The 23,100-nt window shown below is 44.6% G+C and carries 23 protein-coding genes; 11 read left to right on the top strand and 12 right to left on the bottom strand.

Going from position 1 to position 23,100, the window contains the following annotated elements; translation table 11 throughout:
* Window positions 1–25: 25 nt before the first annotated feature.
* A complete protein-coding gene (locus ATG71_RS19280) occupies window positions 26–1,381 on the bottom strand; it encodes an MATE family efflux transporter (protein WP_098441061.1) in 1,356 nt (451 codons plus the stop codon).
* Between the two features lie 111 nt (window positions 1,382–1,492).
* The gene (locus ATG71_RS19275; protein ID WP_098441060.1) at window positions 1,493–3,253 is read right to left on the bottom strand and encodes an alpha-glycosidase; all 1,761 of its coding nucleotides are present in this window, start codon (window positions 3,251–3,253) and stop codon (window positions 1,493–1,495) included.
* Between the two features lie 292 nt (window positions 3,254–3,545).
* Here ATG71_RS19275 and ATG71_RS19270 point away from each other — a divergent pair, with 292 nt between their 5' ends.
* The 5 genes from ATG71_RS19270 to ATG71_RS19250 all read left to right on the top strand — a co-directional run bounded on the left by ATG71_RS19270 (window position 3,546) and on the right by ATG71_RS19250 (window position 9,834).
* On the top strand, window positions 3,546–4,823 hold the full coding sequence (locus tag ATG71_RS19270; RefSeq protein WP_098441059.1) for an extracellular solute-binding protein: 1,278 nt from the start codon (window positions 3,546–3,548) through the stop codon (window positions 4,821–4,823).
* A 149-nt stretch (window positions 4,824–4,972) separates the two neighbouring features.
* Complete coding sequence (locus tag ATG71_RS19265) at window positions 4,973–6,259, top strand: carbohydrate ABC transporter permease (protein WP_098441058.1); 1,287 nt, start codon at window positions 4,973–4,975, stop codon at window positions 6,257–6,259.
* Window position 6,260: 1 nt separating this feature from the next.
* Window positions 6,261–7,103, top strand: a complete 843-nt coding sequence (locus tag ATG71_RS19260; RefSeq protein ID WP_098441057.1) for a sugar ABC transporter permease — start codon at window positions 6,261–6,263, stop codon at window positions 7,101–7,103.
* A gap of 38 nt (window positions 7,104–7,141) precedes the next feature.
* Complete coding sequence (locus tag ATG71_RS19255) at window positions 7,142–8,677, top strand: alpha-amylase family glycosyl hydrolase (protein ID WP_098441056.1); 1,536 nt, start codon at window positions 7,142–7,144, stop codon at window positions 8,675–8,677.
* A 125-nt stretch (window positions 8,678–8,802) separates the two neighbouring features.
* Entirely contained in the window at window positions 8,803–9,834 is a 1,032-nt protein-coding gene (locus tag ATG71_RS19250) for a LacI family DNA-binding transcriptional regulator (protein WP_098441055.1), read from the top strand.
* Between the two features lie 68 nt (window positions 9,835–9,902).
* Here the strand turns inward: ATG71_RS19250 and ATG71_RS19245 are convergent, their stop codons facing one another.
* The 5 genes from ATG71_RS19245 to ATG71_RS19225 form a co-directional block, all read right to left on the bottom strand.
* Complete coding sequence (locus ATG71_RS19245) at window positions 9,903–10,775, bottom strand: SDR family oxidoreductase (RefSeq protein WP_098441054.1); 873 nt, start codon at window positions 10,773–10,775, stop codon at window positions 9,903–9,905.
* A 347-nt stretch (window positions 10,776–11,122) separates the two neighbouring features.
* Window positions 11,123–12,475: a CoA-disulfide reductase gene (locus ATG71_RS19240; RefSeq protein ID WP_098441053.1), complete on the bottom strand. Its 1,353-nt coding sequence runs from the start codon at window positions 12,473–12,475 to the stop codon at window positions 11,123–11,125.
* Between the two features lie 69 nt (window positions 12,476–12,544).
* Window positions 12,545–13,036 carry a YajQ family cyclic di-GMP-binding protein gene (locus ATG71_RS19235; RefSeq protein WP_098441052.1) on the bottom strand — a complete coding sequence of 164 codons (492 nt, stop codon included), beginning with the start codon at window positions 13,034–13,036 and terminating at the stop codon, window positions 12,545–12,547.
* A 152-nt stretch (window positions 13,037–13,188) separates the two neighbouring features.
* Entirely contained in the window at window positions 13,189–13,320 is a 132-nt protein-coding gene (locus ATG71_RS19230; RefSeq protein WP_098441051.1) for a DUF3941 domain-containing protein, read from the bottom strand.
* Window positions 13,321–13,377: 57 nt separating this feature from the next.
* Window positions 13,378–14,235: a DegV family protein gene (locus tag ATG71_RS19225; RefSeq protein ID WP_098441050.1), complete on the bottom strand. Its 858-nt coding sequence runs from the start codon at window positions 14,233–14,235 to the stop codon at window positions 13,378–13,380.
* A 166-nt stretch (window positions 14,236–14,401) separates the two neighbouring features.
* Between ATG71_RS19225 and ATG71_RS19220 the strand changes: the two genes are divergently transcribed.
* Together ATG71_RS19220 and ATG71_RS19215 are read left to right on the top strand one after the other, a co-directional pair.
* Window positions 14,402–15,256: a YitT family protein gene (locus ATG71_RS19220; protein ID WP_098441049.1), complete on the top strand. Its 855-nt coding sequence runs from the start codon at window positions 14,402–14,404 to the stop codon at window positions 15,254–15,256.
* Between the two features lie 54 nt (window positions 15,257–15,310).
* Complete coding sequence (locus ATG71_RS19215) at window positions 15,311–15,688, top strand: Gmad2 immunoglobulin-like domain-containing protein (RefSeq protein WP_179886585.1); 378 nt, start codon at window positions 15,311–15,313, stop codon at window positions 15,686–15,688.
* Between the two features lie 45 nt (window positions 15,689–15,733).
* Here the strand turns inward: ATG71_RS19215 and ATG71_RS19210 are convergent, their stop codons facing one another.
* From ATG71_RS19210 to ATG71_RS19205, 3 genes are all read right to left on the bottom strand, one after another.
* Complete coding sequence (locus ATG71_RS19210) at window positions 15,734–15,925, bottom strand: DUF3813 domain-containing protein (protein WP_098441047.1); 192 nt, start codon at window positions 15,923–15,925, stop codon at window positions 15,734–15,736.
* Window positions 15,925–16,074 carry a hypothetical protein gene (locus ATG71_RS23495; protein WP_179886584.1) on the bottom strand — a complete coding sequence of 50 codons (150 nt, stop codon included), beginning with the start codon at window positions 16,072–16,074 and terminating at the stop codon, window positions 15,925–15,927. Before ATG71_RS23495 ends, ATG71_RS19210 begins: the two co-directional genes overlap by 1 nt.
* Window positions 16,075–16,182: 108 nt before the next feature.
* A complete protein-coding gene (locus tag ATG71_RS19205; protein ID WP_098441046.1) occupies window positions 16,183–16,998 on the bottom strand; it encodes a Cof-type HAD-IIB family hydrolase in 816 nt (271 codons plus the stop codon).
* A gap of 189 nt (window positions 16,999–17,187) precedes the next feature.
* Here ATG71_RS19205 and ATG71_RS19200 point away from each other — a divergent pair, with 189 nt between their 5' ends.
* A complete protein-coding gene (locus ATG71_RS19200) occupies window positions 17,188–17,961 on the top strand; it encodes a prolyl oligopeptidase family serine peptidase (RefSeq protein WP_098441045.1) in 774 nt (257 codons plus the stop codon).
* Window positions 17,962–18,045: 84 nt separating this feature from the next.
* Window positions 18,046–18,354, top strand: coding sequence for a metal-sulfur cluster assembly factor (locus ATG71_RS19195; RefSeq protein WP_044337705.1), 309 nt, complete (start codon window positions 18,046–18,048; stop codon window positions 18,352–18,354).
* 60 nt (window positions 18,355–18,414) lie between these two features.
* Here ATG71_RS19195 and ATG71_RS19190 read toward each other — a convergent pair whose 3' ends face one another.
* Both ATG71_RS19190 and ATG71_RS19185 read right to left on the bottom strand, forming a co-directional pair.
* Window positions 18,415–19,020: a Crp/Fnr family transcriptional regulator gene (locus ATG71_RS19190; protein WP_286163067.1), complete on the bottom strand. Its 606-nt coding sequence runs from the start codon at window positions 19,018–19,020 to the stop codon at window positions 18,415–18,417.
* A gap of 156 nt (window positions 19,021–19,176) precedes the next feature.
* Complete coding sequence (locus ATG71_RS19185; protein ID WP_098441043.1) at window positions 19,177–19,986, bottom strand: undecaprenyl-diphosphate phosphatase; 810 nt, start codon at window positions 19,984–19,986, stop codon at window positions 19,177–19,179.
* A gap of 194 nt (window positions 19,987–20,180) precedes the next feature.
* Between ATG71_RS19185 and ATG71_RS19180 the strand changes: the two genes are divergently transcribed.
* Window positions 20,181–20,360, top strand: a complete 180-nt coding sequence (locus ATG71_RS19180; protein ID WP_034763424.1) for a YjzC family protein — start codon at window positions 20,181–20,183, stop codon at window positions 20,358–20,360.
* A 122-nt stretch (window positions 20,361–20,482) separates the two neighbouring features.
* Window positions 20,483–23,074, top strand: coding sequence for an ATP-dependent chaperone ClpB (gene clpB, locus ATG71_RS19175; protein ID WP_098441903.1), 2,592 nt, complete (start codon window positions 20,483–20,485; stop codon window positions 23,072–23,074).
* Window positions 23,075–23,100: the final 26 nt, after the last annotated feature.

The raw sequence follows: 23,100 nt of genomic DNA, 5'->3' as shown, positions 1-23,100 counted from the left end.
ACCACCTTAAGAAAGGTCCGTCCCTCTAAACGGCGTTTTTATCATTTTGGATAAAGCGTTTGTGGACCCATACTTTGGACCGCCAGCGTTTGAGCATGATGATGCCCCGCAGCCATTCATCGGCAATGAAGGAGATCCAGATTCCGATAAGCCCGAGTCCGAACCAGATTCCGAGAATGTAGGAAAGCGTGACGCTCACTCCCCACATGGATAATATCCCCATATAGACAGGGAAGCGTACATCACCTGTTGCCCTCAGCGCGTTAATGACCACTAAATTAAAGCTTCTTCCCGGTTCGAGAATGATAGTCAGGTAGATCAATGTTTTACCAAGGGAAATGATTTCTTCGTTGCTTGTAAATATGCGGAGGAGGGGTTCTGCCGCAACTGAAAAAATCCCTGCCATGATGAGCGAGATGATGATCGCGATCTTTAAGCTTTTCAGGCATCGTTCGTAAGCACTGTCAAAATCCCTGGCGCCGATCATGTGCCCGATGATGATTTGTGTTCCCTGGCTGATCGCGACGCTGAATAAGAAAATGAACATCATCAGGTTTTGGGCATATACCTTCGTCGTAAGAGCATTGGTCCCTATACTCGCAATGAAGTAGGTAATGACCATTTGAGACCCATTATAGGAAAGATGCTCTCCAGCAGAGGGGATGCCGATCCTCAATAAATTTTTAACGTGAGAGACCGGAAGCTTGAACAGTCTTCTGAATGGAAGAGCAGAGGGTATCCGCTTCCTTATCACGATGATACTCACGATAAATCCGATCAGCCTCGAGGTGATAGTGGAAATCGCCACACCCTCTACGCCTAATACAGGGACACCGAACGGTCCGAAAATAAATAAGTAGTTTCCGATCACATTGACAATATTCATGCCGATTGTGATATACATGGCGTCTTTTGTATAGCCATAGCTCCTCATGATGGCTCCTGCAGTCATGATCAAGGCCTGGATGAAAGCAAAGCCTCCCACGATTTTTAAATAGGAAGAAGCTTCATCCATCAGTGAACGTGGGAGGTCCATTGATGATAAGATCGGCTTACTGAAAAATACAAGGGCGATACTCAATAAAAGTCCGAATAGTAGATTGACAGCAATGGAAACGATCGACACTTCTCCAGCCATGCGATTCTCATCCGCACCGAGATGCTGGGCCACGAGTATGGCTGTACCCGTCGCAACAAATCCAAACATCACAATGATGAGAGAGAGGATCTGATTGGAGACCCCGACGGCTGCTACTGAGTCATCCGAGTACTGACTCAGCATTAACGTATCGGCATTTCCCATCAGCATGTGAAGGAAGATTTCAATGAAGATCGGCCAGGTCAAGGCAAAGAGGGTCATGTTTTTTTGGTTATTGCTCATAGATTTTCTCCTTTAAGTTACCGGGGGCATACCACGGCGTTCGTTACATTTTAAATAGGTAAGGGGACTAACCGTTAAGGTGTAGTCCCTCTTTTTAGGAAGTAAGCATGATTAGAATTTCAAAATGGCAAATCCGTACCCATCGAGTGCCACCTCGATGGACTCTGCTTCTGCGGCAAAATCTTCCCCATTCCACAGATTGGTGATCTTCTTTCCTTTCAACTCAAAAGGAAGGGAGTAGGTGGTCGGTTCTTCACCACAGTTTAATAGAACAAAGATTGTTTCCTCTCCGTTTGACTTGGTGAATGAAAGGCAATGCTCATGCAGATCACCGGGTAAAAATGTCAGATTTCCTTCGTTGCTTAACAGCGGGTAATTCTTCCGAAGGGCGATATGCTTCTGTATATGCCTGAAGAGCTCCTCGTTATGATGCTCCTGTTCCCATGGAAAGCATTTGCGGCATCCTGGATCCTGTTCACCTGTCAGACCGATTTCATCACCATAATAAATACAAGGTGTTCCGGTAAAGGTGAGCATGAACGTGTAGATTTGTTTAGCGCGTCGGATATCTTCGCCGCACTCTGTTAATACACGTGGTGTATCATGACTCCCGACAAGGTTGAAATTCACTTCGTTTACATTCTTAGGGTACATATGAACCACAGATGTCATGTTTTCTGCAAATTGAGAAGCAGAAATGGTTTGGTGGGCGAACAGATTCAATAGATTGGTCGTAAAAGGATAGTTCATGACAGCATCGAATTGATCTCCACGCAGCCAGGGCATGGAATCATGCCAGATTTCCCCTAAGATATACAGCTCCGGCTTTATACCTTTTACTTCTTTTCGGAACTCACGCCAGAAGTGGTGATCGACTTCATTTGCTACATCGAGACGCCATCCATCGATATCGAATTCCTTTATCCAGTAACGGCCGACTTCCAATAGATAATGGCGCACCTCTTCATTCTCAGTATTTAACTTCGGCATGGAAGGTTCGAATGCAAAGGTATCATAATTGGGAGGTGAACTGGCTATATCCAGTGGGAATTCATGTGCATGAAACCACTCTTTATAAGGAGAATCCTCACCCTTCTCCAGTACATCCTGAAACTGATCAAAATAGAAGCCGCTATGATTGAAGACGGCATCCAGCATGACTTTGATATCATTTTGGTGACAGACCTCAATTAATTCCTTGAGGGTTTCTTTCGTCCCGAACTGGGGATCGATTTCGAAATAATCGATCGTGTCGTATTTATGATTGGAATGCGCTTTAAAGATCGGGGTAAAGTAAATTCCGGAGATTCCAAGCGTTTTTAAATAATGAATGTTCTGGATCACGCCTTCTAAGTCCCCTCCGAAAAAATTGGTCGGGGTGGGCTCTGTACTATTCCAATCCAGTGTCCCTTCTGGATCATTCTCCGTATTCCCATTAGCGAATCTCTCAGGGAAAATTTGATACCAGACCGTATCCTTCACCCATTGGGGTGCTTCGAAGACATCGATGGCATTCAGGAACGGGAAGCAGAAGTAATCCCCTATATCAGTAGAAGGGGCTCCGTTAAATCCTTTTTCTCCAAAAAAGACTTCATCCGTTGTGTCGTGGAGGAGAAAACCGTAGCGAAGCCGTCTGAAAGGAGGGGAGATGGAAGCGAACCAATAATCGAACAACTGATCCGTTCCGGTTAAAACCATTTCCTTACGATCATACAGCCATTGTCCATTTTCCCATTGATAAGGATCTCCGTGCAGGAGTGTGACAGTTTCGACGTCATTTTTCTTCGTGCGGATCCGTATGTGTATTTCATTATTTGTGCAAGCGTATGCATAATTATCTTTCGGTCTGTGATAGATGGCTTCCAGTAGCATCGTATATCCTCCTCTTATTCATTCCATTAAAGAGTATTCCAAACCAACAATGTTGTCAATGATAGGCAATCAAACAAGTGAAGCGTTTTCTTTTCTTTAAGGTAAAACGCAAAAATTTTCAAAAAAAGTATTGTCAAAGGAGATTTAGTTTGTATAATAAGAAATAGGTTGTGCAATCGTTTTCACAAAAGAATGTAAGCGATATCTTTAGAGATTAAGTCATAGTATGTGCAAGCGTTTGTTCAATCTAAAACATGAATCAATAGTTTCACCATACTTAGGAGGGGTCGAAATGAGGAAAGCGTTATCAATGCTTATGGTAATCATGCTTGTACTGGGGGCGCTCGCTGCTTGTGGTCCAAACCGTGAGGAAGGATCAAAAAGTGACAGCGGAGAGAAAAAAGCTGACGATGCGAACAAACCTGAAAAACTGGTTGTCTGGGAAGATCAAGAGAAAACTGGATGGCTGGATGAAGTAGGTGCCAAGTTCGAAGAAGAAACTGGTATCAAAGTTGAAGTGAAAGAAGTCGAAATGGCAACTAAGATGAAAGAACAATTACGTTTAGACGGTCCTGCCGGGACAGGTCCTGACATTTTGACATTACCACATGATCAAATCGGTGAGCTTGCTCTTGCAGGGCATATCGCTCCTTTAGAAGTCGACGGGGACATTGAAAAGCGTTTCACTGAATCTTCTATGACGGCTGAGAGCTATGATGGTAAGTTATATGGTCTACCAAAATCTTCAGAAACGCCTGTTTTCATTTACAACAAAGCGTTGATGGAAGATGCGCCTAAAACAATGGATGAAGTATACACATTCTCTAAAGATTTCACGAAAGATGGAAGCTACGGTTTCTTAGCACTATGGGATAACTTCTATTTCGCACATGCACCGATCGGTGGATTCGGTGGATATGTATTCGCTGAAAACGACGGGGCATTAGATGCGAAAGATCTTGGCTTAAACAATGATGGTGCTGTAGAAGGAACTGAATATATCCAAAAATGGTACACAGAAGGTTTATTCCCTAAAGGGATCATCGGGGAAAATGGCGGATCTGCACTTGACGGTCTTTTCGGAGAAGGAAAAGTGGCATCTGTCATGAACGGTCCTTGGTCATTCCAAGGATATAAAGATGCGGGTATCGATATCGGTATTGCTGCAATGCCTAAGCTTCCTAACGGAGAGCCGATGAAAACATTCATGGGTGTGAAGGGCTGGCATGTGTCAGGCTACTCTAAAAACAAAGAGTGGGCTCAGAAATTCATCGAATTCATCACTCAAGATGAGTATGCTAAATTACGTTTCGAACAAACACAGGAAGTTCCAACAAACCAAGGTCTGATCGACGATCCTGCGATCGCAGACAATCCTGGTGCAAAAGCGGTTGCTGAGCAATCTCAATACGCGGTTCCAATGCCGAACATCCCTGAAATGGGAGAAGTTTGGGGACCAATGGCTGATTCACTTCAAACGGTTGTAACAGGTAAGCAAGAACCGAAAGCGGCTCTTGATGCAGCAGTGAAGCAAATTCAGCAAAACATTGATGCGAACCACTCCAACTAATCATAATCATAGCGGTACCTTCTCGTTATTGAGAGGTACTGCTATCCTTTTAAAGACCTATTCAAGGGCTTTTTAAGGAAAAAATCTTTCTTTTCTTAAAAAGCTCTTGAAGCTTATCAAAACTGTGAACGTAGAAAGGGGAATATAGGATGGAGCAACAATCCTATCAAACAAATCATAGAAAAACAGCGCTGGCCCTTTCCCTAATCCCTGGTTTAGGTCAGATGTATCATAGGCAGTTTCTAAAAGGCGCATTCTTCCTGATCATGACAGCCGCCTTTATCCTTGTCTTCAGAGATTTGATCGGCTACGGATTATGGGGGATTACGACCCTTGGGACAGACGTATCATACGGAGATCATTCCATTTTCTTAATGGTATACGGTATCCTGGCAATCATTGTATCTATTTTTGGAATCGGTTTTTATCTGTTTAATCTCCGGGATGCGTATAAGAATGGAGAAAAGCGCGACAGGGGAGAGAAGCTCAGCACGATCCGCGAGCAGTACAGAAATCTGATTGATAATGGATTTCCATATCTCATTATGTCTCCGGGGTTCTTACTACTTGTATTCGTCGTCATTTTCCCGATCATCTTTGTCGTCTTACTGGCGTTCACAAACTACGATCTGTATCACTCACCACCGGCTAAACTGGTTGACTGGGTAGGGATCCAAAACTTTGTGGATATTTTCAAGATTGATATATGGAGAGAAACATTCATCACCGTACTTGCCTGGACACTCGTTTGGACGTTCGGCGCGACAACACTTCAAGTGGCACTTGGAGTATTCCTTGCCATCCTTGTGAATCAGAAGGATTTAAAAGGGAAAGCCATCATCCGTACTGTATTCATCCTGCCTTGGGCAATCCCGGCTTTCGTTTCGATCCTCGTTTTCGCCGGAATGTTCAATGAATCATTCGGAACGATCAACCGGGACATCCTCGGGTTCTTCGGTATTGAAGGATTACCTTGGATGACGGAACCGATGTATACACGAATTGCCTTGATTGGAATCCAGGCATGGCTCGGCTTCCCTTTTATCTTTGCCATGACAACGGGAGTGCTTCAATCCATTCCGGATGAACTATATGAAGCAGCGACGGTCGATGGGGCTTCGGCATTCCAGAAATTCAAGAATATCACGCTGCCACTTGTCCTTTTTGCAACGGCACCGATCATCATTACACAATATACGTTTAACTTTAATAACTTTAACGTCATTTACTTATTCAACGGCGGTGGACCGGCCTTAACCGGACAAAATGCAGGGGGGACGGATATCCTGATCTCCTGGATTTACAGTCTGACGATGACATCCGCACAGTATTCGAAAGCCGCTGCCATCACATTATTATTGTCCATCATCGTGATCACTGTAGCGATCTGGCAGTTCAAGAGAACGAAATCATTCCAAGAAGAGGATATGATGTAATATGAATATGAAGAGACAGAAACTCATACGTTTGACACTTTCATACGCATTCATCGGAATCATGTTTGCCATCATTCTTTACCCGGTTGCATGGATCATCGGATCATCATTCAACCCGGGCCAAAGTTTATCCGGTTCATCCATCATTCCTAAAAACGCGACACTGGCACATTATAAGGAACTTTTTGATCTCGAGAAAAGCAATTATATGCTTTGGTATTGGAATTCATTGAAGGTCAGTTTATCTACGATGGCACTAACCGTCTTACTGGTAAGTCTGACCGCTTATTCCTTCTCCCGATACAGATTCGCTGGACGAAAGAATGGGTTGATGACATTCCTCATCCTGCAAATGATTCCTAACTTTGCCGCGCTTATTGCGATTTTCGTATTAGCGCTGTTAACAAAACTATTGGATACTCATATCGGATTGATCCTTGTATATGTGGGCGGGCAGATCCCAATGAACACATGGTTGATGAAAGGGTATCTGGATACGATTCCGAAAGAACTGGATGAATCAGCTAAGATGGACGGAGCGGGCCATTTGCGCATTTTCTTCCAGATCGTCATGCCTCTTGCGAAACCGATCATTGCGGTTGTGGCACTGTTTTCATTCATTGCCCCATTCGCAGACTTTATCATTGCAAGTATCCTGTTACGTTCAGAAAAGATGTATACACTACCGGTTGCCCTTTATGATATGGTGGCCAAACAATTCGGAGCAGAGTTTACAACATTTGCTGCCGGATCAGTCCTCATAGCCGTACCGATTGCCCTATTATTCCTGTTCTTCCAGAAATACTTCGTTTCAGGATTGACGGCAGGGGGTACAAAAGGATAATCTTATAGGCGTTACTAACATTTATAGGAGGAGCGGAGATGAAAAGAAGAGTATTATCTCTCATTTTAGTCCCGTTTCTTCTTTTTTACGCCCTTCCGGTAGGTGCAGTTGAAAAAGAAGAACGAAAATGGCAGGATGAGACCATTTATTTTCTGATGGTCGATCGCTTTAATGATGGGGATACAAGCAATGATAAAGATGTGAACACGAAGGACCCGAAAGCCTATCAGGGCGGAGATTTCCAGGGAATCATCAATAAACTGGATTACATCAGGGATATGGGATTCACTGCCATTTGGCTGACCCCCATATTTGATAATCAACCGATGGGTTATCACGGCTACTGGATTACGGACTTCTACAAAACCGAAGAACATTTCGGCTCCATGAAGACGTTCAAGAAGCTTGTGGAAGAAGCCCATAAACGGGATATGAAAGTGATGCTGGACTTTGTTGTGAATCATGTCGGGCCGGAACACCCCTGGGTGAATGACCCTGAAAAAGAGGACTGGTTCCATGAGAAGCAGCCGATGAATTTCAATAATGAAGAAAGTGTTCAGAATGCCTGGTTATATGATCTTCCCGATTTAAATACAGAGAATCCCGAAGTGAAAAACTATTTATTCGATGCGGCAAAGTGGTGGATCAAAGAAACCGATATCGATGGGTATCGTCTGGACACTGTACGTCATGTCCCGCAGGAGTTCTGGGATGAGTTCAGCGATGAGGTGAAGTCGGTGAAAGAAGACTTTTACCTGTTAGGAGAAGTGTTCGACCGGGATCCGGAAAAAATCGCTGCCTATAATGGGACAGGAATCGATGGATTCGTCAATGTCCCCCAAGCGGAAGAAATGCGTTCCGTCTTCCAGAAGCCCGATACATCCATGGATCGTTTATTCAACTTTTGGAAATACAATGAAACGTTCTATGACAATCCATATGTGATGGGGACATTCATAGATAACCATGATATGGAACGATTTACGAGAATGATTGTTCAAGGGAAGCTCTTCCCTGGAACGAGATGGAAGCTTGCCCTCACGTATATGTATACAACCCCTGGAATCCCGATCGTTTATTACGGTTCTGAAATAGCGATGGACGGGGGGAATGACCCTGACAACCGCCGCTTTATGAATTTCAGGGCTGATAAAGAACTGATTGATTATATCACCCGGTTAGGTGAGATCCGTCAAGATTATCCCGCACTGACGAGAGGGGATATCACACCGATTTACAATAAAGACGGGATGGGAATCTTTAAGCGTACATATAAAGATCAGACCATCGTCATAGCCATCAACAATACGAGTGAAACACAAGATGTTCAATTAACAAAAGATCAACTAGCGGATAATCATGAATTAAAAGGGTTAATCAGTGATGACCTGGTTCGTAGCGATAAGGATGGAAATTATCATCTTGTCCTTGATCGTGAAGAGTCGGAAATTTACTTACTCAAAAAAAAGAGCGGACTGAATTATCCTTACCTGATCGCTTTGGGAATCATGTACTTCCTATTCTTCCTTTTCCTGTATCTTGTAAGGAAACGTGGAAAATCGAAGAACAAGTAATAAGAGCAGGGCCATTAAATTGAGCCCTGCTGCCATTTTAAACATAATGAATTGGAAGCGTTTTAATTTTATGATTGAGCAGCCCGTCTTAGGGTCCGCTTTTTTTAAAACAGGGGGTGGAATATATGGCTGTTACCATAAAGGATGTTGCGAAACTTGCAAACGTAGCACCGTCCACGGTTTCACGTGTGATCGCAAACAATCCAAGAATAAGTGAAAAAACAAAACAGAAAGTCCGGGAAGCGATGGAGCAACTTGGATACCATCCCAACTTCATTGCAAGGAGCCTGGCAAATCAGTCCACACAGGTGATCGGGCTGGTATTACCGGGTTCCGCCAGCGCCTTCTCGCAAAATCCATTCTTTCCGACTGTCTTAAGAGGGTTAAGTGAAGGGGCACAGGAAAAACAGTATGCCCTTCAAATGTCCACCGGCCAATCGGAAGAGGAAATCTTTGAAGGAGTCGTCCAGATGGTCCAGGGCGGACGGGTGGACGGAATCATCCTGTTATATTCAAAGGTAGAAGATAAAGTGATGAACTATTTGAAGAATCGGGATTTCCCCTTTGTCGTCGTCGGGAAGCCATACAAGTATTGTGAAGAAATCACACATGTGGATAATGATAACTACCGGGCAACGAAAGAAGTGACGGACTATCTCCTCGAGCTTAAGCATGAATGCATCGGCTTTATCGGGGGAGACCTGGATCTTGTTGTGACGGTCGAACGTTTGTTAGGGTACGAAAAGTCCCTCCGTGATGCGGGGATCGATATGAAGGATGAATATATCATACACGAAGAATTCCTTCGGGAAGGGGGACGTGAAGCCATTAAAGAGCTCATGCAGCTGGAAGATCCCCCGACTGCCCTGGTCGTAGCCGATGATCTGATGGCGCTTGGAGTCTTGAACACTTTGGATGAGATGGGCATTCGTGTACCGGAAGACATATCCATTGTCAGCTTCAATAATGTACTTCTGGCGGAAATGTCCAGACCCCCTCTAACATCTGTGGATATCAATATTTATAATCTTGGGAATGAGGCTGCAAAAAGCCTGATTCAAAAAATAGAGAATCCGAAAGAACCGATCAAGAGGATCATTGTTCCTCATCATCTTGTGACCCGGTGTACCTGCGGTGAACGTAAAGTGAAGTCATAATAAAAAGCGACTGAAGTGTGGACTCCCCTTCAAAAGAAGAGAGCCATAAACTTCAGTCGCTTTTTGTCTTATCCGTTGATGACGGTACCGCCATTCACATGAATCATCTGTCCCGACACGTAGCTTGAATCATCACTGGCAAGATATACGTAGGCAGGTGCTAACTCAAACGGCTGTCCCGCCCGTCCAAGGGGTGTATTCGCTCCGAATTCCGACACTTTTTGTGAACTGAATGTCGATGGTATCAACGGAGTCCAGATCGGTCCTGGCGCGACCCCGTTCACCCTGATGCCATCTGCGGCAATGTTTTCAGCCAGTGAACGAGTGAAACTTACAATGGCCCCTTTGGTGGAAGAGTAATCGATCAGATCCTTGTTTCCTTTATATGCTGTGATCGAAGCCGTATTGATGATCGAGGCTCCCTTCTTCAGATGAGGGAGGGCAGCCCGTGTCAAATAGAACATGGAGAAGATATTCGTTTTGAATGTACGCTCCAACTGTTCATCGCTAATATCCGTAAGCCCTGCTTGAGGGTGTTGTTCAGCAGCGTTGTTTACGAGGATATCAAGTTTCCCGAACTCGGATATCGTCTTACTCACGATATCTTTGCAGAAAGTCGAACTTCCCACATCACCTGGTAACAGGATGCATCTGACGCCTTCTGCTTCTACAAGTTCCTTCGTTTTATTCGCATCCTCATGCTCGTCCAAATACGAAACCGCTACATGTGCGCCTTCCCGTGCGAAGTACCAGGCAACCGACCGTCCGATCCCGCTGTCGCCTCCTGTAATGAGTGCGACCTTTCCATCCAGCTTGCCACTGCCTTTATAGTTTTGATCCGTATGAATGGGTTGGGGGTTCATTTCATCCACCGTACCAGGCTGATGATCCTGGTGCTGAGGGGGAAAAGTCTGTTTCTGGTTTTGTTGTTGTTGAGACAATGAAAACACTCCTTTAAGGGTTTAGGTTATCTTAAGATAGTGTTTACCCGGAAAAAATAATTATTAACGTGTTTTTTAGAGGATGGTGAGAAGAGGTTGGATGAAATTGAAGGGAGATGTGGTCGGTCTTAATCGAAAATCCGGCCGATTTTGGCTAGAATCCAGCCGATACAATGAAAAATCCGGCCGATTTCACAGAAAATCCAGCCGTTCTGAAACATAATCCAGCCAATTAACAAATTTATCCACCTCAAAATAAGCGATTCAGTACGATTTACATGATTAATAAGCAAATAAAATCACCCAACAAAAAAAGCAGGCTCCTCCCAAGAGAAGCCTGCCTGTAATCATTTCTTTTTCAATAACCCCGCAGCTTTATATCCAATCATATTCAACAATCCCTTAGGTGAAGAGAAGGGAGGGGCGTAGCACGTCTCGATTTCCTGGAGATCGGTGACCGAGAGTCCGCCGTAGATGGCAGTGGCCAGGATATCGATTTGTTTATCGACACCTTCACCGCCTACTACATTCCCCCCGAAAATCTTACCGGTCTCAGGACAGAAGTGGACGCGGACATATACGTCATGAGCCCCGGGGTAGTAGCCGGCGTGGGACTTTCCTTCGTGCACGACGGTTTGATAAGTATAGCCTTTTTCCTTTAAGTCTTTCTCTCCGAGACCCGTTGAAGCGATGGAAAGATCGAATACTTTGGCGATCGCCGTCCCGAGCATCCCCTTGAAAGGAATAGGGTCCCCTGATAAATGCTTTGCAATGATGTAGGCTTGCCGATGAGCCGGCCAGGCAAGGGGTACTTGTTTCGGCGTACCGTCAACGAAGTCGATGGACTCGACGACATCCCCGACTGCATAAATGGAATCATCGGCGGTTTGCATGAACTCATTGCTGACGACCCCTCCTGATTCCCCGATTGATAAACCGGCATCCTTCGCCAGTTCGTTCCGGGGTTTCACTCCGACTGAAAGAAGGATGAAGTCTGACTGTAACGTTTCACCGCTGTCGAGTTTTAACGTATTCTCCGGCAGTACTTCTTTCAGACCATCATTCGTATACAGCTTTACCCCTTTTTCTGTGATATGATTCTGTAATCCTGTAGCTGTCTCCTCATCAATGATACTGATGACGTGTTCAGATCTTTCGACGATCGTCACCTTCATGCCGAGATGGGTGAAGTTTTCAGCCATTTCGACCCCGATGAATCCACCGCCGATGATGGTGCATGAGTGGGGTTTGGAGGTTTCTAAGAATTGCTTGATCCTGTCCATATCTTCGACGGTTCTGAGATGGAAAGACGGGATTTGGTCGATCCCTGGAATGTCCGGTAGAAAGGGGGATGCTCCGGTAGCGAGCACGAGATAGTCATATGTTTCATCGTAATCTTCATTGCGATCATGATTTCTTATGAGTAAAGATTTTTTCCCGCGATCGATTTTTAACGCTTCGTGATGCATTCTTACGTCAATATTCTTTTTAGTATGTAATTGTTCAGGGGTGGCGGCAAAAAGACTTTCCCTCTCTTTGATTACATCGCCTAAGTAATAGGGCATGCCGCAGGCTCCGTAGGATAAGTAAGAGGTTTTCTCTAGCAGGATGATCTCGATATCACTGTCGAGCTTCCTGATTTGAGAGGCTGTCGTCGCTCCTCCGCCGACGGCACCGATGATGATGACTTTTTTCTTCATGTTTTTCCTCCTAATTGAAAGAAGTCTAATGGCATTATTGTACCCATTAGACTTCTTTGGAAAACTCTATTAACGGAAGTTTACGTATTGTACATCAATGGAAAGATCAGCTTCACGGATGGCAGCGATGATTTTTTGGAGATCATCTTTGCTTTTACCGATAACGCGGACCTGATCATCCTGAATCTGGCTCTTCACCTTCACGCCTGAGTTTTTGATGATTGTGTTGATTTTCTTTGCATTGTCTTTGTCGATTCCCTGTACAAGCTTGGCACGCTGACGGACAGTACCGCCTGATGCACCTTCAAGCTTACTGTAATCAAGGTTCTTCACAGGGACGTTCCGCTTGATCAGTTTACTGAGAAGGACGTCCTTCAACTGATTCATCTTGAATTCATCATCGGAGACGAGGACGATTTCCTCACCGTCTAATTTAATGTCACTTTTGCTCCCTTTGAAGTCATAGCGGGTTTGAACCTCTTTTAACGCAATTTGAATCGCATTGCTCACTTCTGACATATCCACTTTGGATACTATGTCGAACGAACTTTCCTTTGCCATATGTAACCCCTCCATACTTTTTTCTCTTTTCATTATAGACAAGCTGTGACGGGACATACAACTTCTTTGGTTGAAATAGTGGAGGTTTTTTGAAATAAAAACAAAAGCCACCCATTCATGAAAGAACGGGTGACTTCCGGCCGGTCCATCCCTTACAGATGATCCGTTTTTTTGGAGTATTGATTTTTACCGGCTTTCCGGTTTACTTCTTTGATTTTATTCTTTTCCTGGCGCAGGGCATTGTTGTCCCTCGCCTTTTTTTCATTATCAGATGTATGTGGCATGATGATTCTCCCTTCCGTATTGGATCTCGTTATTAGTATGGGGAAGGGGAGAGAAGTTTATGAGTGCTGGTTTAAGAAAAATATGGCTAAGGTCCCTGTACCTGTATGAGAACCTATGGCACATCCAATAATACTGATGTAAACGTCCTTCGGTGAAAATTTTTCCTCGATGAGCTGCTTCATTTCAAGGGCAAACTCTTCATCGTCGCCGTGACTGATGGCAATCACCTGGTCAGAAAGATTCTCACCACGTTCTTCCATCATATCTAAAATACGTTTAAGAAGTTTCTTTTTTCCGCGTAATTTTTCAAGCGGGACAAGCTTACCATCTTCCATGTGAAGAAGAGGCTTGATGTTAAGCAGTCCGCCTAAAAAGGCTGAAGCTTTTGAAACCCGCCCACCTTTTGCGAGGTATTCAAGATCTTCCACGGTGAAGAGATGTTCCATATGCTCAGAGTTAAACCGGGAGGCTTCGATGATTTCTTCTTTTGACCCGCCATTGTTCAGGAGTTCGGCCGCTTTCATGACGACCAACCCATATCCGAGTGAAGCGCATTTCGAATCAATGATGGTCAAATCAAGATCAGGGTAATCTTCTTTTACCTGATCCCGGATCATGACAGCGGTTTGATACGTGCCTGATAATTGGGAAGAGAAGGCAACGTAAATGCCCGCTTGATTCGATTCTGCAAGCTGTGTGAACTTTTTAAGGAACAGGTCCGGTGAGACTTGGGACGTTTTCGGCATATGTCCGTCCCTGATTTTATTGAATACGGTTTTCGGTTCAATGGTGATCAAGTCCTCGTAGTCCTGGCCATCTATATGTACTTTAAGTGGAAGAAGCTCTATGTTGTGTTCGTTGAAATAGGCAGCAGGAAGATCGCTTGCACTATCAGCAAATAATTTTACTGTCATCCTCATCATCCTTTGACTTATCTTTATAGCTTTAGTCTAGCGATTTTTAATGAAAATAACAATCGATTGAACATGAATTAGGATAAAAAGATGAATAGTAGAAGGAGTTTAGGTAAGATGAAATGTGGAACATAGAAAATAACATCAAGATGTAGGAGGTATGTGTATGTCGAGAGATCATGTTCAATTAGAGGCGAAGAAATTTGTCGTGGTCCTGGTCGGATCCCTTTTAGGGGCCATTGCCATGAACTTCTTTCTTATTCCGGCAAATGTGTATGCGAGCGGCTTTACGGGACTTGCCCAGCTGCTGTCGAGCTTATTGAAGGAGTTTGCACCATTCAATATTTCAACAGGTATTTTATTATTCATCCTTAATATTCCTGTAACCATTCTGGGGTGGCTTAAGGTCGGCCGTTCCTTTACTGTGTATAGCTTTATTTCCGTGTTTCTGACTTCCTTTTTCCTGGAAGTGCTCCCGGTCATTAAATTATCACCGGACATCCTTTTGAATGCGGTATTCGGCGGGGTCATAGCCGCTGTCGGTGTCGGTATCACATTGAAATGGGGAGCATCCACCGGGGGGATGGATATCATCGCCATGATCCTGTCAAGAATGAAAGATAAGCCGGTCGGATCTTATTTCTTCTTGATGAATGCCGTGATCATCACGTCTGCAGGGTTCCTGTACGGATGGGAAAAAGCACTGTATACATTAGTGACATTATACGCTTCCACACGTGTCATCGATGCCATCCATACACGACATGAGAAGCTGACTGCGATGATCGTCACGAAGAAATCGAACGAATTGCGGGAAGCCATCCATTCCAAGCTCATAAGGGGAATCACGACGTTGCCCGCCAAAGGGGCATTTTCCGGAGAGGACAAGGAAATGTTGATCATCGTCATTTCACGGTATGAATTGTACGAGCTTGAACATACGATCAAGGACGTGGATCCTAATGCCTTTACAAATATCGTCCAGACAACCGGGATATTCGGGTTCTTTCGAAAAGATTAGATTCTCGTGTTTAACAAATACTATGGGTGAACCTAGATAGAAAGGGGTATCACCTTGAAAGCCATCGTGTATGTACTGATCTGCTCCATCCTGTTACTGGGGGCGCCCTTGAAACCGGGAGCAGAGAGCGTTTTACCTCAGGAACACCCGTCCTTTAAAGATGTTATTGTACGGGAAGTCAAGGGGCGCTTTACGGTCACTGGGCAAGCCCGAGTATCGAGTGGGAGTTTTTACTATGTGGTTGAGGATGGACATCGGGTTCTCCTCCCGGAAACGCTGATGAAAGTGAATAAAGAAGCTCCTTCCTGGGCGGGATTTTCCATCATACTCCCTGAGTTGAAAAGGAGAAATGGAAAGCTGTTCCTGAATTTATATGAGCGGGATGAGGGGGATGGCAGAATCATTCACACATATTTTGTCGCTCTTCCATAAAATAAACAGGGTTGCCTTTTTACGGGCAACCCTGTTTGATTTCGCTTATGATAGGCGGTTCAACTCATCTTGAAGAGCGTGAAGCTGCTTCTGCTCTTCGACATTCGAGTTAGCGTAAGCAGATGACAAAGCATTTTTCGCTTTATCAATGGACATTTGAGCGTTTTCTCCCGTACTGCATGCCTGTTTAGCTGAAGATACAGCGTTACGTGCCTGTTGGAATAGAGGATTGCTCATTATTCCAGACCCCCTGCACCGTCACCATGTGAAGCAAGCTTCTTAGCTTCTGCTTCTGCATACGTCAGATGATACGGGATACGTTCGTCATGTTTTGATACAGCAATTTTACCTTGTTGTACAAATCGTTTCGATTTATTTCTACCCATCACTTACCACCCCTTGTGCAAGTTGGAACGCTGGATGCGTTCTTCTCTAGTATGGCTCTCGGAGGCGGAACGTACAGTAAGAAGATTTACCCACCGCTTCCATCAGATTTATAAGTCGAAGCGTTTTTGCAGATAACGCCCGATGCCATCCTCTTCATTCGAAAGTGTCACTTCATTGGCAATATCCTTCAGTGGAGCGATGGCATTACCCATGGCCACACCTGTTCCGGCGTATTCGAGCATTTCCAGATCGTTATCCTCATCCCCGAATGCGATGATCCTTTCTTGAGGGATGTTCAAGGAAGAAGCGACACGCTCTATCCCTACTGCTTTATTCAATCCGGATTTAACGATCTCAATGATATGCCAAGGTGCTGCCCAGCGGCGATGGTCGATCAGTTCTGCATGAACATCATCGAGGTGGGCGCGAATGTCGGCTACATCCTCTTCTTCAGCGTGAATAAGCATGGATGTAGGGTGATCTGATAATACATTCCGGATATCACCTGTTGAGATGGATGGATTACCCATCATGAATACATCGATGATCTTTTCGTCATGATAATGAAGATAGACATCATCCATCACTTCAGCGACGATATTACGGAACGTGAAATCATCACATGCATCGATGATTTGTTTGGCCACTTTCAGATCCATCGGTTCATGGTAGACTCCCCATGATGGGTCCGTCGGGTGATGCACGAATGCCCCATTGAAATTGACAATGGGAGTGGTCAACTGCATTTGTTGATAATACAATTCACTAGCACGAAACGGCCTGCCTGTTGCAATCATCACTTCATGCCCTCTATGGCGCGCTTTTTTTAATATGTCATGTGTTTTGGACGAGATTTTCTTCTCATCGGTTAATAATGTCCCATCGAGATCCAGAACAATCAGATGTTTTTCTTGTGAGTTCATGAATACAAATCCCCAATCTTATTGGTATGAAGGCTATTCTAGTGTAGCGCTTCACGTGAAAAGTTGTCCACTGCCTGCACATAGATTTTAAGAAATGTTTACATACGCCTTCGATTTAAATATTATACATACTACCAAATCTAGGATATCATAGTAAAGTGAAAAGCAATCAGGAGGGAGAGAACCATCATGATTCTTATAGATAAATCAAACATACAAACGATCCCATTCCTTCATCTTGTGAGGGAAGAGGACATGGATAAACCGTTACCGACATGCTTCTTTATTCACGGCTTTACGAGTGCGAAAGAGCATAATCTTCACTACGCATACCTTCTTGCTGAAAAGGGGTTCAGAGTGATACTCCCGGATTGTTTAGAGCACGGAGAACGATCTTCCGGAAAGTCGGAGTATCAGTTAGGAGAAGTTTTTTGGAAGATCGTGTTGAATACCATTCATGAACTATCTATCTTGAAAGAGCACTTTGAAGAAAAAGGGCTGATTGCACCACATGGAATCGGTGTTGCCGGTACATCCATGGGGGGGATCGTCACATTGGGTGCCCTGACTCAATATGAATGGATTTCTTCAGCTGTTTCACTGATGGGGAACCCTACATATGTGAAATTTGCACAGGCCCAGCTGGCTCAAGTGGAATCGCTGGGTTATGACCTCCCATTTAGCGAGGGTGAAATCGAAAGCATGATGAGTGAGCTTGCCCATTATGATCTTAGCCTTCAACCGGAGAAGCTTCGGGGCAGACCCCTCATGTTCTGGCATGGAAAGCGCGACAAAGTCGTCCCCTTCCATTTGACCAGGGAATTCTATGACAGCATATTGCCCTATTATGAGAAACGGGAAGATCATCTTCTTTTCATAGAAGATGATAAAGCCGATCATAAAGTCACAAGAGAAGGCGTGTTACGGCTTGTCGAGTGGTTCGAGAAGCATCTATCAGCTTAACCTTTTGTTTTATACGTGGATATTTGTTAAGATGAGTAATGAAAATGGGTAAGAGACAAGTATAAGGGTAAAGGAGTGATTAGCATGGATCAAGATCTAAAAGATAATTTGATGGGTGCATTAGAGCAGGTTGTCGACCCTGAATTAGGAATAGACATAGTGAATTTAGGTTTAGTGTATGATGTGGATCTCGATGAAGAAGGAAAGGCAACAGTCACCATGACCCTGACTTCAATGGGATGTCCCCTGGCCGGAACCATTGTGGATCAAGTAAAAACAGCACTGAGCGACATTCCCGAAGTGAAAGAAACAGAGGTAGACATCGTCTGGAATCCACCATGGAGCAAAGACAATATGTCCCGCTATGCGAAAATCGCATTGGGAATCAGGTAATATAAATAAATGAGAAAACCCCCTGAAGCATACCTGCTTCAGGGGGTTTTTAGGTTTAGATCAATCAATCCTGCAAATGGAGACCGGGCAATTTTCACAGTCAATTTCATTCTTCAGATAATCAAGATCTAAGATCGTAATATATCCTTTTTCCGACATAAGGACGTCGTCTTTCTTCAAGTCACCCAATAATCTGTTCACGACTTCCCTGGATGATCCACAAAAATTGGCCAATTTCTGGTTGGTTAAGGGCAGGTCGATCAGGATACCGGCGTTAACGGCTTTCCCATAGGTATTGGTCATGCGGATCAGGGTAGAATACAGGGCTCCTTTTTTTCCATGAAGGATGAGGTCGCGAAATTTTGTCTGATTCTGCTGATTTTGAATTTGTATCCATTTCAGCCATTGTATTGTCAAATCACCATTTTGGGAAAGGGTTTCTTCAAACCTTTCTTTCGGTAAAACATAAACCGTCGTGTCCTCAAGTATTTTCGCGCTGAGCATGTAGTAGGCTTCTTTACTGAATAAAGTCAATTCTCCGATGACATCATCAGTTGAACAGATGCGCAGGGACAATTCCCGTCCATCGGGAATGACTTTGCTTATTTGAACCCGACCGCTTTTGATCAAATATAACTCGTGAGCAGCTTTTCCTTCTTGAAACAAAAAACGTCCTTTTTTAAGGTTCTCACCGACTTCTTCTCGATGAATAATTGTTTTATCCCGGAAGGCACTTCAACATTCTCACTCATGAGATCACATCATTTCATCAAAATGTCTTATTCTAACAAGCTTAACAAAGAAACCGAACGGATAGAAGGTTTATGTGAAAATAAGGACCGCTGCTCCGACCGCAACACAATAAATAGCGAAATATTTCAAGTTCCCTTTTGCCATGATATTCATGAACCACTTCAATGAGAAGTAAGAAGCGATCAAGGATGCAATAAAGGCAACTGTATATGGAATTGCCATGGAAGCGAGGTTCGGATCTCCCATCAAGTCGCTTATTCCAAATACCATGACGCCCACACTGACGGGAATATAAAGAAGGAACGAGAAACGGAGGGCTGTCTCTGCCTTCATACCGCTTGCCATGGCAGCAACGATCGTTGCACCTGACCGACTGATTCCAGGGATGAGGGCAACTGCCTGTGCAAGACCAATGATGATTGCGTCCTTTACATTTAGGTCTCCATCATTTTTTCTTCCTCTCAGGTTACGGATCATCCAAAGGGCGATACCTGTAACGATGAGTGTGATGCCTACCGTGATGACAGAAGTAAGATGTTCCTCAATGACATCGCCGAATAGTACACCGATCACCCCGGCAGGGATTGTCCCGATCAGCAAGTATATAATGAAATGAAAATCACGTTTGGTTTCGGGTGTTTTCTCCTTGAAATAACCGAGTCCGTTTACGATGAGACGAATGATGTCTTCCCGGTAAATGATGAGAACAGCGAGTAGTGATGCCGTATTAACCAGCATTTCAAAGGTCAGAGTTGTGTCTTTGATTCCAAGGAAATGCTGAGCGAGCAGCAGGTGTCCACTGGATGAAATCGGGATCGGTTCCGTGAACCCTTGAAAAATCCCCAAAAATAAGTATTTCATAATCAAATAAAAATCCATTGTATATCCTCCAAGCTTTTTTTCTCCACATTTTTTAATTTAACACCATTAAAGGAAAGACTGTAAAGCCTTTTTCCGAAAGTTAATCAAACCTTAATGGGAAAATCAGATTTATCCTTCATCTGGCATGCATGAAAGGTCATGCTTGTAGAAAAATAGGAAAGAAGCATTGCTTCGAAAAAGGAGGGGTAAAAATGGGACAGTCACGACAATTCAGGGCCGGCGAAAAGGCACCGAACAATGGTGAGTATATAGAAATCGGTGAAACCGGGAGCATGGTAAAGAATCCGCAAAAACTGCGTTTGAAAGCAGGGGACAGGTTTCCTGAGAACTCTAACCATAACCGCCTATGGTCGTATATGAGAAAACCTTAACCACCAGGAACAAGGGTGCCCCATTCAAGGCAATCCTTGTTCCTTTTTCTTTTCCTTTTTCTAATGAAAGGGATATAATGTCATTAAAGGTCAATGAAGGTCAAAATGTGAGGTGGCAGAAAATGAATCTTGATAACATGACCCACAGCATTCAGGAAGGGTTGGCTTTGGCTGGTCAATTGGCCACAGAAAAGCTACATACAGATATAAGTGCCCTTCATTTGTGGAAGTCCCTGCTCGGGCCGGAAGATAGCTTCCTTCGCACCATATATGAACGGGCGGGGATAACCATTCAGTTATTGACGGAATGGATCGATGGGAAGGTAGATGACATCCCTGCAGTCCACGGGGAAGGGATCCAATATGGACAGTTTCTTTCTAGGGATATCCATCAACTTTTCGCAGATAGTGAGAGTATGAAACGTAAATGGGAAGATGACTACATGTCCATTGAGCATCTTGCACTTGCCTTGTGGAAGCAGAAGCAGCATCCAATTACGCAGTACTTAATGCAGCAGGCGGTAACGGAAAAGAACATAAGAGAAATCATTGAAGAAATAAGAGGAGGGAGCAAGGTGACGACACAAAACCCGGAAGTGAAATATGAAGCATTGAAGAAATACGGAAGGGATCTTGTGGCGGATGTGAGGTCAGGGAGAATCGATCCTGTCATCGGGAGAGATAGTGAAATTCGCCACGTCATTCGCATTCTTTCACGGAAAACGAAGAATAACCCCGTCTTGATCGGAGAGCCGGGAGTAGGGAAAACCGCCATCGTGGAAGGTCTAGCCCAGAGGATTGTTCGTAAGGACGTTCCTGAAGGCTTGAAGGATAAGACGATTTTCGAGCTTGATATGAGCTCTTTAGTTGCTGGAGCGAAATTCAGGGGTGAGTTTGAAGAGCGGCTGAAGGCCGTACTCCAAGTGGTGAAAAAGAGTGAAGGACGCATTCTTCTTTTCATAGATGAACTCCATACGATTGTCGGTGCAGGAAAAACAGAGGGGGCCATGGATGCGGGGAATATCCTGAAGCCCATGCTTGCCAGAGGGGAGCTTCACTGCATCGGGGCAACGACCCTCAATGAATACCGAAAGTATATTGAGAAGGATCCCGCCCTGGAAAGACGCTTTCAACAAGTGCTTGTACAGGAACCGAATGTGGAGGATACGATTTCCATCCTGAGAGGCTTGAAGGAACGATTCGAGATCCATCATGGGGTCAATATTCATGACCGGGCCATCGTAGCTGCGTCCAGCCTGTCCGATCGTTATATATCAGACCGGTTCCTCCCTGATAAAGCCATCGACCTGATCGATGAAGCATGTGCGATGATCCGGACGGAAATCGATTCGATGCCGTCAGAGCTCGATGAAGTCACCCGTAAAGTGATGCAGCTCGAAATTGAGGAAGCAGCGTTGAATAAGGAAAAGGATGCGGCAAGCCTGGAGCGGCTCGGACGTATCCGTGAAGATTTAAGCAATCTGAAGGAAAAAGCGAATACTATGAAATTAAAATGGCAACAGGAGAAAGAAAGTATCTCTGTCGTACAGGAGAAGCGGGAAGAACTGGAGAAACTCCGGCGCCAGTTGGAAGAAGCCGAAAGTGATTATGATTTGAATAAAGCCGCTGAGCTCAGGCACGGACGGATACCGGCCATGGAGAAAGAACTTGCTGCGGTAGAGCAGGAAATGATGAAAGAACAGGAAGGGCGCCTTCTTCGTGAAGAAGTGACAGAAGAAGAAGTGGCCAACATTGTGGCGAGATGGACAGGGATCCCGGTCACAAAGCTTGTAGAAGGAGAAAGGGAGAAGTTGTTGAAGCTTGATCACATTCTTCATGAACGGGTGATCGGCCAGGATGAAGCTGTACAGCTGGTCAGTGATGCCGTCATTCGTGCAAGGGCAGGGATAAAGGATCCGAACAGACCGATTGGTTCTTTCATTTTCTTAGGGCCTACAGGAGTCGGGAAGACAGAGCTTGCGAAGACACTCGCCCAAACGTTATTTGACAGTGAAGAACAAATGATCCGAATCGATATGTCTGAATACATGGAGAAGCATGCGGTATCCCGTTTGATCGGTGCACCTCCTGGATATGTTGGCTATGAAGAAGGCGGTCAGCTGACGGAAGCGATCAGGCGTAAACCGTATTCAGTCATCTTACTGGATGAAATTGAAAAGGCTCATCCCGAAGTATTCAATATTCTTCTGCAAATGCTTGACGATGGCAGGATCACTGATTCTCAGGGGAGGACCAGTGATTGTAAAAACACGGTGATCATCATGACCTCCAATATCGGTTCTGCTCATCTCCTTGAACGGAATAAAGGGGAGGAAGAGATTGACTCTAAAACGAAAGATCTCGTCATGGGTCAGCTGCGATCTGCTTTCCGCCCTGAATTCCTTAACCGTGTGGATGACATTATTCTCTTTAAACCATTGAGCATCCAGAACATTAAGGGGATCATTGATAAACTCATCGAGGACCTTCAGCATCGGGTAGAGGAACAGCAAATCATCCTTACCCTGACAGAGGGGGCGAAGGAATTCATAGCGGAATCCGCCTATGATCCCGTGTATGGGGCACGTCCTTTAAAAAGATACCTTCAAAGGGAAATCGAGACCAAGCTTGCAAGGGAGCTCATTGCCGGAAATATCCAACAGGGTCAAACCATCACGATTGATGCAGATGAAAATGGTCTGGCGATTCATTAAAAAAAGCAGCCGGATTTGGCTGCTTT

The sequence above is a fragment of the Bacillus sp. es.034 genome, assembly GCF_002563655.1.
Classification (GTDB): domain Bacteria; phylum Bacillota; class Bacilli; order Bacillales; family Bacillaceae_B; genus Rossellomorea.
The sequence above is the reverse complement of the archived record's forward strand: the minus strand, read 5'-3'. Positions and strand labels throughout refer to the sequence as shown.